Source organism: Paenibacillus sp. 2KB_22 (assembly GCF_052115745.1).
GTDB lineage: Bacteria > Bacillota > Bacilli > Paenibacillales > Paenibacillaceae > Paenibacillus.
This window is the reverse complement of sequence record NZ_JBFRHG010000001.1, coordinates 957,350-971,630: the sequence shown is the minus strand read 5'-3', so window position 1 is coordinate 971,630 and position 14,281 is coordinate 957,350. Positions and strand designations below refer to the sequence as shown.

Annotated in this window: 13 protein-coding genes; 12 read left to right on the top strand and 1 reads right to left on the bottom strand. The window is 46.8% G+C overall.

Annotation, left to right across the window (positions count from 1 at the left end):
- Window positions 1-20: 20 nt before the first annotated feature.
- A complete protein-coding gene (locus AB4111_RS03925; protein WP_442030554.1) occupies window positions 21-1,310 on the bottom strand; it encodes a Gfo/Idh/MocA family oxidoreductase in 1,290 nt (429 codons plus the stop codon).
- 127 nt (window positions 1,311-1,437) lie between these two features.
- Between AB4111_RS03925 and AB4111_RS03920 the strand changes: the two genes are divergently transcribed.
- The 12 genes from AB4111_RS03920 (at window position 1,438) to AB4111_RS03865 (ending at window position 14,243) form a co-directional block, all read left to right on the top strand.
- Window positions 1,438-2,340: a helix-turn-helix domain-containing protein gene (locus tag AB4111_RS03920; RefSeq protein ID WP_442030553.1), complete on the top strand. Its 903-nt coding sequence runs from the start codon at window positions 1,438-1,440 to the stop codon at window positions 2,338-2,340.
- Entirely contained in the window at window positions 2,337-2,783 is a 447-nt protein-coding gene (locus AB4111_RS03915; RefSeq protein WP_442030552.1) for a RidA family protein, read from the top strand. Before AB4111_RS03920 ends, AB4111_RS03915 begins: the two co-directional genes overlap by 4 nt.
- Window positions 2,784-2,791: 8 nt before the next feature.
- Window positions 2,792-3,382 (top strand): GNAT family N-acetyltransferase, encoded by a 591-nt coding sequence (locus AB4111_RS03910; protein ID WP_442030551.1) that lies wholly within the window; start codon window positions 2,792-2,794, stop codon window positions 3,380-3,382.
- 14 nt (window positions 3,383-3,396) lie between these two features.
- Entirely contained in the window at window positions 3,397-4,215 is an 819-nt protein-coding gene (locus tag AB4111_RS03905; RefSeq protein WP_442030550.1) for a phosphotransferase family protein, read from the top strand.
- Window positions 4,216-4,257: 42 nt separating this feature from the next.
- Complete coding sequence (locus AB4111_RS03900) at window positions 4,258-6,480, top strand: class I SAM-dependent methyltransferase (RefSeq protein WP_442030549.1); 2,223 nt, start codon at window positions 4,258-4,260, stop codon at window positions 6,478-6,480.
- Window positions 6,477-7,055, top strand: a complete 579-nt coding sequence (locus AB4111_RS03895; protein ID WP_442030548.1) for a histidine phosphatase family protein — start codon at window positions 6,477-6,479, stop codon at window positions 7,053-7,055. The genes AB4111_RS03900 and AB4111_RS03895 overlap by 4 nt, the downstream gene beginning before the upstream one ends.
- Before the next feature lie 61 nt (window positions 7,056-7,116).
- Window positions 7,117-7,779, top strand: coding sequence for a 3'-5' exonuclease (locus AB4111_RS03890; RefSeq protein WP_442030547.1), 663 nt, complete (start codon window positions 7,117-7,119; stop codon window positions 7,777-7,779).
- A 22-nt stretch (window positions 7,780-7,801) separates the two neighbouring features.
- Window positions 7,802-8,176 (top strand): hypothetical protein, encoded by a 375-nt coding sequence (locus AB4111_RS03885; protein WP_442030546.1) that lies wholly within the window; start codon window positions 7,802-7,804, stop codon window positions 8,174-8,176.
- A gap of 186 nt (window positions 8,177-8,362) precedes the next feature.
- On the top strand, window positions 8,363-9,361 hold the full coding sequence (locus AB4111_RS03880; protein WP_442030545.1) for an ABC transporter substrate-binding protein: 999 nt from the start codon (window positions 8,363-8,365) through the stop codon (window positions 9,359-9,361).
- A 306-nt stretch (window positions 9,362-9,667) separates the two neighbouring features.
- Window positions 9,668-11,134: a helix-turn-helix domain-containing protein gene (locus AB4111_RS03875; RefSeq protein WP_442030544.1), complete on the top strand. Its 1,467-nt coding sequence runs from the start codon at window positions 9,668-9,670 to the stop codon at window positions 11,132-11,134.
- 132 nt (window positions 11,135-11,266) lie between these two features.
- Entirely contained in the window at window positions 11,267-11,584 is a 318-nt protein-coding gene (locus AB4111_RS03870) for a hypothetical protein (RefSeq protein WP_442030543.1), read from the top strand.
- Between the two features lie 292 nt (window positions 11,585-11,876).
- Window positions 11,877-14,243, top strand: coding sequence for a putative PEP-binding protein (locus AB4111_RS03865; RefSeq protein WP_442030542.1), 2,367 nt, complete (start codon window positions 11,877-11,879; stop codon window positions 14,241-14,243).
- Window positions 14,244-14,281 lie beyond the last annotated feature (38 nt).

Genomic DNA, 14,281 nt, shown 5'->3' with positions numbered 1-14,281 from the left:
GTAGTGCAGATCTGGGAGACTTAGAAACGAACCAGATTATTGACGTTGACAGGCAAACCCGTGGCGATGGCACGATTGGCTGCAATGCCCGTCAGAATGGATCTTGCACCGTCCACGTGATTAGCTGCGCGATGGAACGGATCTTCTACAGGCTCTCCGAACAGATCATTCAGCAGCACCGGGTCACCACCGCCGTGCCCACCTGCTTTTTCCTCCACTTCAACCTCATATGGCGCACCGAACATCGGAAGGACCCGCAACGTTTTACCGATCAGAGCACCTTCCTTACTTTTGTCACCTAATGAATTGACATAGGATTGCTCCACAATGTTCATCTCAATCCGGCCTTTGGTGCCGTTAATGGCAATGCGGTAACCTTCCCATGGCTGATAGGCAACGAGGGAGTACGTCAGAATGGCTTTGCTCCGATACTTCACAAGAACACCCATTGTATCCTCAATGTTGATACCATCCCCAAATACGCTCTGATCCCGCTGATAACCATCTTCTGATTCGGCATCCAGATACATGGACTTCATATGAGCATCCGAATCCAAATGCAGTGCAAAAGGATCTTCCTTCGCGATCGGGTTACCAGTTGCTCGATTGTAGAACTGCGTTACACCGCGTTCTTCTGCGTTTTCTCTGCCGTAAAACATCAGATCACCGAATGCAAACACGGTCTCCGGTTGCGAGCCGATCCAGAAATTCACCAAATCGAAGTGATGGGTGGATTTGTGAACGAGCAGTCCGCCGCTGTTACGCTTGTCCCGATGCCAACGGCGGAAATAATCTGCCCCATGGCGGGTATTCAGCAGCCATTCAAAGTGAACGGACGTGACTTTTCCGATGGTACCATTCAGAATAAGTTCCCGAATCTTCGTATGGTGCGGCGCATAACGGTAGTTAAAGGTAACTCTGACATTCTGGCCAGTCCGCTTGACTGCATCCAGAATGTCCTGGCATTTCTCCTCATCGATCGTCATTGGTTTCTCGGTGACAACGTCACAACCCAGTTCCATCGCGCGAATGATGTACTTGTGATGGGTGCGGTCAACGCTGGTTACGATGACATAGTCAGGCTTCTCGTTTTCAATCATCTGATCAAACTGATCTGCAGGATAAGTGGGTACTTCGGGATAATTGTACTTTTCCTTCAACAGTTGATTTGCGTAATTCATGCGGACTTGATTTATATCACAAAAGCCGACAAGCTCGGAAGTATCCCTGTAATCCCGGGTTAATGCACCATAAAAGAATTCCGCGCGGCCGCCGGTTCCGACTAATACATAACGTTTCTTGTTACTCATGTCTATCGCCTCCTTGAATATAGCTTTAGACTATAACAAGGGAGTACTTCTTTCGCCGCATTTTATGCGTAACCGCTTTCAAATGCCGCATATTTTGCTATAATTTATGGAAAGGAGAGAGGCCGACATGACAGAACCTTTCAGTGCAGATTTTCATGATCCCACGGATTTATTACATATTGAATATGATCGTCGCATTGGATATTTCTCGATGACGGATGACCACCTGCATGATCACTATGAGTTGTATTACCTGTTGTCTGGCGAGCGTATCTATTTCATTAGGGATCGGACCTACCGGGTAAAGGCTGGTGATTTGGTGTTTGTTGACCGGAATACGGTGCATAAGACCTTGGAGAGTGGCATGCCCGACCATGAGCGAATGGTGCTGTATTTGAAGCCTGAGCTTTTTGCAGCCATGGCTATTTCAACGGAGTTAGTTGAAGCCTTGAAAGAGCCCTTCTGCTGGGAGATCCCTATTATAAGGTTTCCTTCACAGGTCACGGAGGTTTTGGAGCGGATGGTAAGCGAAATGGTGGATGAAATGCTTCGTCCCCAGCCGGGAAGTAACCTGTTGCTTCGTCACCGGGCTATTGAAGTGTTGCTGCAAGCCTATCGTAATCAGCATCTGGGCAGGTTATGCTCCGATGATCGTGAGCCGGTTCTTCATCCCAAGACACAGGCCGTCGTGCGTTACCTGAATGAGAACTATCAGAAGCCATTGACATTACCAGAGGTGGCGGGTATGTTTCGCATTAGTCCGCATTATCTGAGTCGATTGTTCAAACAAACGACGGGGTTTACCTTCAGTGATTATCTGAATCTGTTACGGGTGAAGGAAGCACAGCGTTTGCTGCGAGAAAGTGAGGAATCCATTACGGATATTGCATGGCTTGCCGGATTCAGTAACTTCTCTCATTTTGGCAAAATGTTCAAGCGTACTGTTCAGGTAGCACCAAGAGTCTACAGGCAGGAATATAAGGAGTCAGGTTCCGTTAGAACCCTAAAAGAAGGAGAGAATATACGATGATTGAAACGAGATTAAATGAACTGGGGATCATTTTGCCACAGGCCAGCGCCCCCGCAGCAAAATATGCGAATGCCGTTATTGTCAATGGAATCATGTATGTATCCGGGAAAGGACCAGATACCTCCGAACGTGGCAAACTGGGATCAGACTTCACAACAGAGCAGGGATATGATTTTGCCCGGAACGCTGGACTGGAGGTGCTTGCTGTCGTTCGGGATGTGTTGGGTTCGCTGGATCGGGTGAAGAGAGTAGTTAAAGTACAGGGCTTTATCAATGCGTCCGCTTCGTATCAGGAGCATCATAAAGTGCTGAATGGATTCTCGGATCTGATGATGGAGGTATTCGGGGAACAAGGCGTGCACGCCCGTTCAGTATTCGGTGCAGTGTCCGTGAGGGACAACTTGCCCCTGATCATTGATTCCATATTTCAGGTGGAGGAGTAGGTATAACCATGACAGAGTCGTCTTCATTTAATCCGATGATGTTAACGATCCCCGAGAGCTTTCATACGGAACGTCTCACGATTCGTGCACCGCAGTGGGGGGATGGCCAGGCTGTGAATGAAGCGGTCCGTGAGAGTGCGGAGCAGCTGAGGTTGTGGTTGCCTTTTGCCGAGAAGATCCCTTCATTGGAAGAGTCTGAAGTGACGGTTCGCAAAGCAAGGCTGCGATATCTGGAGCGTACCGACATGATGTTACATTTACGGGATAGACATACGGATGAATTCGTAGGTAGCAGCGGGTTACATCGCATCGACTGGAATGCACGCTGTTTCGAGATCGGTTACTGGATTAGAACATCGCGAGCTGGTGAGGGTTTGATGACGGAAGCGGTGAAAGGTATTGAGCAATTCGCCATTACGCATCTGGAGGCAAACCGACTTGAAATCCGCTGTGATGCCCGGAACGTGCGAAGTGCCAAAGTAGCTGAAAGGGCGGGTTATACGCTGGAAGGCACACTACGCAAGATGCGGCGGAACAGTACAGTTACGCTGGTCGATTGTATGATTTTCTCTAAAGTCAGAGGAAGTGAGTTCGAATAAAAGGGCGGATAGATATGGAGCGAATTGGTCAGGGAAGAACTGCGGAAATCTATGCGTATTCGAACGAGCACATTATGAAGTTATATCGAATGGATTTTCCACTCGAAGCAGTACAGAATGAATTTAGAATAAGTGAGTTGGCATACAAAAAAGGACTCCCCGTCCCACACGCAATATCTTTAATAGAACATACTACGCGGCGTGCAGGCATTGTCTTTGAACGACTTCAGGGAAATACCCTGTTGTCCCTTATCATTCAGCAACCTGAGCTACTAGAGCAGTTGGCATTTAAAATGGCTGAATTTCATTATAGACTTCATTGCGAGCGAGATGATGAAGGAACACTCCCCTCACAGAAGCAGATTCTATCCAGAGCGATTCGCAATGTTCGATTATTATCAGAGGGTGATCAAGCGCGAATCCTTTCTTACTTAACAACATTGCCGGATCAACAGCAAATCTGTCATGGCGACTTTCACCCCGATAATGTTATGCTCAGTGATGCCGGCGATCAATACTGGGTTATCGATTGGATGACTGGTATGTCAGGAGATCCAGGGGGTGATGCGGCTCGTAGCTGGGTAATATTAATGAGCGGCACTTTGCCGGAGGATACAGAGCCTGCTATACGAAAGGGGTTTGAAACGGCTCGTGAATCGCTGATCGAATATTACATCCATCATTATATGCAACTTTCCGGCATTACACGTGAAGCAATTGAATGCTGGATGCTGCCCGTTGCTGCCGCGCGTCTTGACGAGGATCTGCCCGCTCAAGAGGTGGAACATCTGCTTAAGTTTGTTCAGGAACGACTTCGTCTGTTGGACGACTAACGATATAATATTTAAGGGTAGAGAACGAGAGGGGATATATTCATGCTGCATTCATTAATGGCCATACAATCATATAAGTCAGGTAACACGCCGGAAGCCCAGCAGCCATGGCTGCAACTGCTGGCAGCAGCAGAGAAGCCCCATATTAATCTCGAACGCATTCATTCCATTGCCGAACTTGAGGGTACGAATCCGGTGCTGGATTACACCGAGCGTACACTGCATGTGCTGGAGAAGCTTCAGGTTTCTTTTTGGGTGCGAGAAATTCTGGAGGACGTATTAATCTGGTCAGAGACGGCGAAGGCCGGATCACTTGAGCAGCGGCGGGTATGGCAAAAGCAAGGCGTCAACCTGTTTGTGCACAATGTGGGGTCCGCCCAGTTATATGATCTATTTGCAGGGGCAGCGCATCTGGATCATGACATCAGTAAGACCAAGGAGACGAGTATCAATCAACCTGGATCTCCGGTTGGTGCCCAAAGTAAGAGTACAGGTATAAGCGAGCATGATACGTTGACTTCACACACACCAAGGCATGAGATTATACGCACTCTAATTGCTACGCATGGACTTATTGGTCAATACATACGCGGCGAGATTCCATTTGCCGAGAATGCTCCGCTTCACGCCTTGATCGTCAAAGGATGGCTTACTACAGGTGAACTGCACACCATCCTGATAGCTTTAAATGAGTGCATTATTGCAGGCGTTGATCCAGCGTTATGGAATCAGGTGCAGGCTGAAGTACAGCGAATTGTAGGCTGGATTATCACTGGACCGGATCATGAGGACTGGAGCGTGAAGGAACGGTTATCCCGCTTAAGAAGTTCATCCATTCGGCAGGGAGAAGCTATGGATACGGCTTACGCCAAGCTCCAGAAGGAACTGGATGTAGAACAGGCACTGGCTCCGCTGGCTCATCGTACGCTGTGGTATGTAGAGTCGGCCATGCAGGATTTCTCGTTGCAGGAGATGGTGAAAGTGTTCCTGTTGACGCTGCGCAGCGAGAGTATGACTCCAACATCCATGGAGGGTCGATCTGAAATCGTTCGCCATATCAGCTTCGAACCATTGATGAATACGATGTATTACGACTACAAAGGGGTCAAGAAGCTCAACATTTACAAGAAACGAATGATTGAAAAATATTTGGAACAATACGCATGGGAACAGATTGCGGTAGGGGAGCAGATCGTCTATCCCCATCTAACCCATCGCATGGAGCGTCATACGGATCTGCCGGATACATTGTTCGTGACCTTCGAATTTTCCCCCGCTGCCGAGAAGCTGATTGCATTCTGTATTGAAGCGGAAAAGTCACCGTTATATGAAAAGGCTGTGCTGCTGTTATTTGACCTGTTCGGATTACGCCGGGATGCCTATGACCGGTTCCACAACGAAGAGACGTATTTGTCCGATATGAACAGCTCCGGTGATTACAAAAAAGTACTGCTAGACTATATCGTCGGTAAACGGGTACTTGATATCGGTCCAGGTGGAGGGATTCTGCTGGATCTGATTGAGCAGGAAAAACCGGAAGTGGAGCCGATTGGTATCGATATCTCAGCCAATGTCATTGAAGCGCTGGAGCGCAAAAAACAGCGCGAAGGACATCACTGGCAAGTCATGAAGGGCGATGCCCTGCAACTGGAGCAATATGTGCAGCCAGGCACCGTGGATACGGTTATTTTCTCATCCATTCTGCATGAATTATATTCATATATTGAACTGGACGGTCGAAGATTTAATTCCGATACGGTTGTGGCAGCGCTGAGAAGTTCGTTCCGTGTACTATCACCTGGAGGAAGAATTCTGATTCGGGATGGCATCATGAGTGAACCCGAGGCGCAGAAGCGCCGGATTCGTTTTCTGGAACCGGATGGGATGCGCTGGCTGGAGCGGTATGCAGCGGATTTTCAGGGACGTGCAATTCAATATGAACGGCTCTCCGACAATGAGGTTGTATTGCCAATCAACGATGCGATGGAATTTCTCTACACCTATACGTGGGGTGAAGAGGCATATGTGCATGAGATTCAGGAACAGTTCGGTATTTTTACACCGACCGACTATAAGAACTGTATTTTAGAAGCGCTAGGCGAACAAGCCGAGATGTTCACCTTTGAACATTTCCTTCAGGAGGGGTACACAGAAGCACTTGGAGAACGAATTATCTTCATGGACGAAGAAGGTGAACCTGCGCCTTTGCCAGATAGTACCTGCCTGATTGTCATTGAGAAGAAGAAAGGATTAGCGGACGCATGATGAGCGAGACCATTACGGTTTTGTATTTTGTTAGACATGCGGAGTCTCGATATGTTGAAGGAAGAGAACGCGAGCGTGGACTGACAGAGCAAGGTCATCAAGATGCGGGAACGGTTGCCAGTCTGCTCCATGGGGAGCAGATTCAACAGTTCTATTCCAGCCCTTACAGGCGAGCGGTGGATACAATTCAGATTCTGGCAGATCGTTCAGGTGGAATTGTGGTGACAGAGGAAGATCTGCGTGAACGCCAGTTGTCGAGTTCGGATGTGAGGCATGATAATTTTTGTGATGCCAAGCGACGATTGTACCGTGATCCTACGTATGCGTATCCTGGTGGAGAGTCTGGTGAACAGGCTCGTTCTAGGGCAGTAGCGGTGATCGATAGAATTCTGGATAAACATGCGGGTCACAAGGTGGTCATCGGAACCCATGGAGATGTAATGACGCTTATTTTTCAACATTATGATTCTTCCTACGGTTACGATTTCTGGGAAAGTACTACGATGCCGGATATCTATAAGTTGGAGTTTAACGGAACGCACAAGTTGGTCAAGGTGACACGACTGTGGGAGTGACAGGATAATATATGAGAAATGCATTAACCCTGATGAGAGCAGAGAGGTGTGAGTTGAACGGATGAAAATGACGCTGTTACCTGATACATACTTTATTGAAAATCTAAGCGTATCTTCATTACAGGATAGAATGTACTGTATATTTGATCTCGAAGGCACGGGCATTAATCCTGTGGTGGAGAGTGTGACACAATTTGGTGCGATGCATTACCAAAGAGGTCAACAATGTAATACAACATTTTCTTCACTTACACGGGCGAACAAACCTATACCAGAAGCTGTGGCGAAATTAACAGGCATTTCGAATGAGGATATGGTAGAGGCTCCGTCGTTTGTAGAAGCATTTCAGTCCTTTCAGGAATTCATTGGAGATAACGTTCTTGTGACACAAGCAGGATATGAATATGATCTGCCCATCTTGAAGCGACATTGCGATGAGTATGGACTCCCGATGTTGACTAACCTGGTATTGGATACAAAAGCGATGTTCACGTACATTCATCCTGAGATTACCGAGGTCGTCTCTACGGATTTTCTGATTCGATATTACGATCTGAATACAGATGGGATTCACAGGCACAATGCTTTGGCAGATTGTGGTGTGATCGCTGATATCTTTGAACGTATCCTTAGTGAATATGAGGAACTTCAATTGAATCATTTTACAGCCGATCCCAAGCGCATGATGAAGCGTTTTGTTATACCTGAGATGTATCTGACATGATGAGGAACTGGAGGGGAGATCGATGAGCAGAACAGATGTGGAGAAGCTGCTGTCGGAACTTAACGAAGGACGGATTCTGACTCAGCAGACATTCGAAGGATTGGATGTGGAGGTTTATCTGGATGATAGGGATGCCTCAACGTTTGCTGACGAGTGGATGCAATCCTTTGAACGATGGGCTCAAGCTACTGCTGTGGCTGAAGAAGAGGTGCTGCGCGCATGCAGGGAACAGGCGTTCAAACAAACGTTAGCTCTCACTGGCGAACCTGAGTTAGCCGGGTATGTGAGTGATGATCTGGGTTTAATTGGCGCTGCACTGTTACATGATATGGTGAATGATATCTTTGTGAACAAGCTGCTGGAAAGTTATCGTCAAGGTAGGTTGCCCCTGGGATAAGCGGGGGTAGAGCCACGTTGGCTCTTTTCGTTTGTATAAAAAAATAGCATCAAATGTACATTGTGAGTCGGTTGAAGCATGAGTTACAATTCACCTAAGCAATAGATGAGAATGATAATCATTATACGTTATATGTATTACATTCTCACGATTACATCAACAGATCATATAGGGGTGAAGGGTATCATGGTAGGTTTTATTAAAGGTATAAAAGGGTGGACAATCACATTACTTCTCATGGGTCTCGTGATTTCAGGATGTAGTACAAATACCGCTACGAATGCGGAACAGACTCCTGCAACTGAAAGTGCAGCTTCTGGAGAAAATACTTCCGGAACCGAGACAGAGCCTGCGACACGAGTTGTTCAGGATGAATTTGGAGATGTGACGATTCCGATTCAACCACAGCGGATTGCTGGAATATATGTAGAAGATTATCTGAAGGCACTCGATATTACACCTGTAGTACAGTGGTATCATCCTTTGTGGGGTGTGCAGGATTATTTAGGACTGGATGTTCCGCAATTTGATACTACGGGCAGTATTGAAGCTTTGTTGGAAAATGATCCGGATCTCATCATTGTAGATGGTGGCGTGGATATGGAGAAATATGAGATGTATTCCAAGGTGGCACCGACGTATCGCTTGCCTGAGAGCGTACTGCAGGATTCCAATCAAATTCTAAAAACCATTGCCGATGTTGTAGGTAAGCCAGACAAGGGTGAAGAAGTTGCTGCCTCATTCGGGGCCAAGGTTGCAGATGCGAAGGCGAAGCTGCAGGAAGCGGTCGGGGACGAGACCGTTGCAGTTGTCCGGTTGAATGTTAACGATGACACACTGGCACTGTTCGGTGTGAAAAATCGATTTACCGGATTTATTTATTCAGAGCTTGGCCTAACACCTCATCCTCTGGTTAGCAAGATGGAGGAATATCAGGAAATTCTGTCTGAGGAGGCCATCCCGCAGCTTGATGCGGATCATCTTATCATTTTCCCTTCCAATGGAGAATGGTCATCCCCCGAGAACAAGGAAGCCTTGAAGGTACTTGACAGTAAGTTGTGGCAATCCCTTCCGGCGGTTAAGAACAATCAGGTGTACATCATGGAAAGAGCACATTGGCAATCAGGTGCGATTACAGCGAATTCCATGAAAATTGATGACTTGTTGGAAAAAATGACTCCATAAGAATAACTCCATAAGAAAGAAAGTTCTTCAGTCAGGGTTGAAGAGCTTTCTTTTTTCGTATACACTATTTTAAATGATAACAATTCTCAGTTAAGGACGATGAACATGTGCCCCACGATAATACAATGGATCCCCAAGCCCTGGCTGTGTACGCTTCAGCATATGGAATACATAAATCATAATAAATCTGATATCGCTAAACGTTTGCTACATAAAATGTCGTCTTCACCCTCCATATTTGTAGTTACGTCTGGAAAGGGTTCGATGCTTTACTCGGATCGGAAATCTCATCATTTGGAAAAAGGAATGATTATGTTTGTTCCAGCGGGAACACCCATTAAGATAGAAGGCTCTCCTTGGACAGAAAGTGATTTGCAATATTATAAGCTTGATCTGTTGGTGGCTGAGGTGAAAGAAGATATTTCAGACCATCCGTCTACGATAATCACGACTGAGCAGCAAGAGTTTCTTAAAGGGATTGAGGCTCAAGAAGCGCTCCCTCTTATTCAGCTGAGTTACAGTCCGTGGAGTTCATGTCTGGAAGCCTTGGAACAAATACTGCGTCAACAGATCACTAGCGATTGGATGGAGCACTGGGAGGTACAGCTTCGTTTCCAGGAGTGGTTTCGCGCCTTGCTTCGCCAGAGTGATCCGGAAACAGATGCACCAGATGACCGTGCCCGTCTTCAAAGTTCAATTCGTTATATTGACGACCACTATGATCAGACGATAACTGTGGATGAGCTCGCGGCAGATATTGGTCTAACCAGAGCCAGCTACACTCGGCAATTCAAAAGGATTACAGGCAAGCTTCCGCTTGATTATGTGAATACGGTTCGGCTGGAGCGCTCGAAGCAACTATTGCAGCTGACGGATGATCGCATCCATGAGATTGCTCAGAATGTGGGATTCAGCAGCGAGTATTATTTTGGTCGCCGATTCAAGCAGTATGCTGGTATTTCACCTGGGTTGTATCGCCGTCATCACCGTCAAGAGGTTCGTGTGTTTGCTCCGTATCTGGAAGACTTTTTGTTGGCCTTGGGCATAAAACCTGTATTGCAGTGTTCGCATCACTCCTGGGGCAGACAGCATTATCTGGGGTTGGATGATGTACCCGAATTCGATGTGAGCCAGCAGGATGCGCAGTTTAATCTGGGTAATGTACCTGACTTTATCATGTTGGACAAGGGATATGATCGATGGAATCTGGACCGCTTTGAGCAGGTAGCCCCTACGTTTTACGTAGAACAGCTGGGAGAGGATTGGCGCTCCATTTTGAGATCGACAGCCGATGTATTGGGGAAAATGGATCGGGTCCAAGATGTAATTGGTGCGTATGAGGACAAGGCATTGGAAGCGAAAGGACGTTTAACACGTTATATGCGTGGTCAGACGGTAGCGTTTTTGCGCATATCTGCGTCGGAAATTACTCTCTATGGGGATCAGCAAGGATACGTAGGCCCTGTAATTTATCAGGATCTTGGATTGAATCCGCATTCCCGTGTGCAGCAATGGACAAGACAGGAGCGTAGGATTTCCATTGGATTGGAGCAGTTAAGTCAACTTGATGCGGATCACTTGTTGATTACTTTTGATACTGGGGATTCTTCTGAACCAGGAGATGAGCGCGAACTACTCGACAGGGATGAATGGAAACGCCTGCCTGCGGTGAAGAACGGTAATGTGTATGAAGTAGATTTCATGAGCTGGATGAACTACGGTGTGATATCCCATGGGAAGAAGATTGAGGATATATTGCGGTTTATGGCTTGAGGGATGAGAGTTAAAATTACAAACAAGCTGGTTTCAATAATTAAGTTAAACTCGAAGAAAAATGAATAAAATATTCTACTAATCGGATTTACTGTATGATATAGGAAAAATGAATAGGAGAATAGACATCATATGCAGAAAAAAATCTGGGCATCGCTTTTAGTAGTAGCTGTTATCGGGATGGCTCCTGTTACAGAGGTACCGAGGACTACGGTTGCCGAATCGCATGAAATCTTGCCTGAAGATCTTCCGGAAAGCTTACGATATGATTCTAATCATCCAGATGTAATTTATGTGAAGGACTGTGGGGTCTACGAGAAAGTTGATTCGAGTTTAGTAGATTACAGCGAAGAAGAAGTTGTGATCGATGATTTACAAAAGGTAACAGACAAAACGAATGTAATTGTTGCTTATGAAGCGATTTACGTCAAAAAAGGTGAATGGGAATAAAACATTTGACGTTTGAGGTAAGTGAATACTAACCAATGTGAAGTTCCTTCAGCCTAGCTGAAGGGGCTTCTTTTTTGTTCAATTTGATAAATGAGCGAATGCAATTGCCAGAATAGCCTAGATTCATCTCATTTTAGTGTAGCGTTTACAAAAAAACAGGATAACGAGCACAAAATGCAAAGCGGAATGTCCTTGACTGAAAGATTACGACATACCATTAGAGTGAAGGCTGATCTGTAAGGCAAGTTGAAGTCTTCAAGCATAGCCATGAATGGCGGATGGGAGAGCTGTAATGACAAAACGGGTAATTCTGTTGGAAGAAGGTACGGCAGAGATGAAGGGGCTAATGGGCAGTATAGGGGCTGATCTTGCGGAGCTAAAGCATGCAGGTTGGTCTGTCCCAGCCGGATTTGTAGTCACAACGGAATGCTGTCGCGAGTTCTGTACCCGTCTTGGACATCTTTCCGGTGAAGGAGAGGAAGAGATTGTGACCGCGATCCGGCACCTGGAACAGCAAACCGGAAAATTCTTCGGACATTCGGAGAATCCGCTTCTGCTCGCGGTACGTACTGAACAGGATCGATCATCAGAAGCGGCCATACATTCACTGCTAAATGTTGGTTTAAATGATGTTACCGTGGAAGGACTCGCACGTCAAACCGGTAATCGGTTGTATGCACTTCAATGTTACCTCAATTACTTAAAGGCATATGGACAGCTGATCCATGGAATTCCGTTTGAATTTTTCACAGAAATATCGAACCACGTCAAGGGTAGGGATGAAGCGGAGCTTGAATTAATCATCACTGAATTTAAATATTTAATTGAAGCAAAGGGGCGTATCCCATTTCCACAGGATGTCCAACTTCAATTCAAAGAAGCAGTACGTGCGGTATATCATTCTCAGCGTGTTAAAGCATCCAGATCTCAGGATGAGAGCATGCGTAAACCATATTACATTTCTTCGGAGCAAGGCGCTCCTGTTCTTATACAGACCATGATGCATGGGAAATGTGGAGACTCAAGCGGGACCGGAACAATATATACGCGCAACCCACTTACAGGAGAAAAGGGAATTATTGGACAGTATGTCTCAACGGGGAACGCCGATCAAACGGATCACGGTCTGGAGCGGTTAAGAGATGACGAACCTGAGCTATATACACGTTTGTTGGAGATAGGTAGCCAGTTGGAGACGCGTCAGGGAGAAGTGCAGGAGATTACCTTTGTAATTGATTCCGGCGCTTTGTATGTTGTGTACACCCAGCCCGCCCGATTATCTTCTACAGCCTTACTGAGGAGTGCTGTTGATTTTGTCCATGAAGGACTCATCACCAAGGAGGAAGCACTGTTGCGCATCCAACCTGGGCATATCACGGAAGTGCGGAAGCATTATACAGATTCGGGCAGAGAAGAGAGCATCGGAAATCTTCCCACACAGTTCCAGCCAGTAACGAATGATGAGCGTGCAGCCTCTAAGAATAACTCAGCTTCACCTTCATCATCCGATCTGCAACTGCTGCTCGAATGGGCTAATGAAAAGAAAGAGTTGACGATACTTTCCAATGCTGATCGACCGCAGGATGCCATAACAGCACGGATACTGGGGGCTGAGGGAATCGGATTATGCAGGACGGAACACATGCTGTTGTCACCTGCGAGGCTACCTTTTGTACAGAAAATGATTCTGGCAGACAGTGAATTCGAACGCAGGCGTGGGTTGGAGCGACTGTTGCCGATGCAGCAGTCGGACTTTGAACAGATATTCGAAGCGATGGATGGATACCCGGTAACGATACGTTTGCTCGATTTGCCGTTGCATGAACTGCTACCGGATCTGGGCGTGTTGGAGAAACGACGTGAATGGTTACAATCAGAGGAGCCGCAGGAACAAGGAGACGGTCAGATTGAACTGGAGGAACTGGAGCGCGTCATTCGCAGAGTCAGTGAATTGCACGAACACAATCCTACACTTGGGCAACAGTCTTGTCGTCTGAGTACCGTGTTCCCTGAAATTATGGATATGCAGCTTGAAGCAATATTCCGTGCAGCAGTGAAAGGCATCCGTCAAGGCTGGTGGGTACGCCCCGAGATTATGATCCCGCAGATCGGTCATGTGCATGAACTTCAAGTGATGAGAGATCTGGTGGATCATGTGGCTGACCAAGTGCTTGGTGAGGAGAAGCGGCATTGTCTGTATAGAGTTGGGGCGATGATCGAAGCTCCGAGAGCGGCGCTGACGGCGACTCACATTGCTCGCCAGGCAGACTTTTTCACATTTGGCACGGATGAGCTGACAGAGATGACGTTTGGATATAGTCGCCAAGAAGCCGAGAAGCGATTCCTTCAACGTGATACGGATTCTCGTATAGTAACGAATAATCCATTTGATGTGCTCGATATTGAAGGAGTCGGACAGCTGATAGAGATGGCGGTAGTCCAAGGTCGAATTCGAAAACCTCATCTGAAAACAGGGATCTGCGGAGAGAACGTGGTTGATCTGGAGTCGATTACGTTCTGCCACCGTATTGGCATGGATTACGTTAGCTGCTTGCCTGAACAGATCCCTTATGCACGAATTGCAGCTGCACAAGCAGCCATTAAGGGACAGAGAGAGGTCGCGAACACACAGAATGCAGATATTTCTACAATTGCGTAACGCTTACCCTGTCCTACACGGAACTTCCATGGAATAGC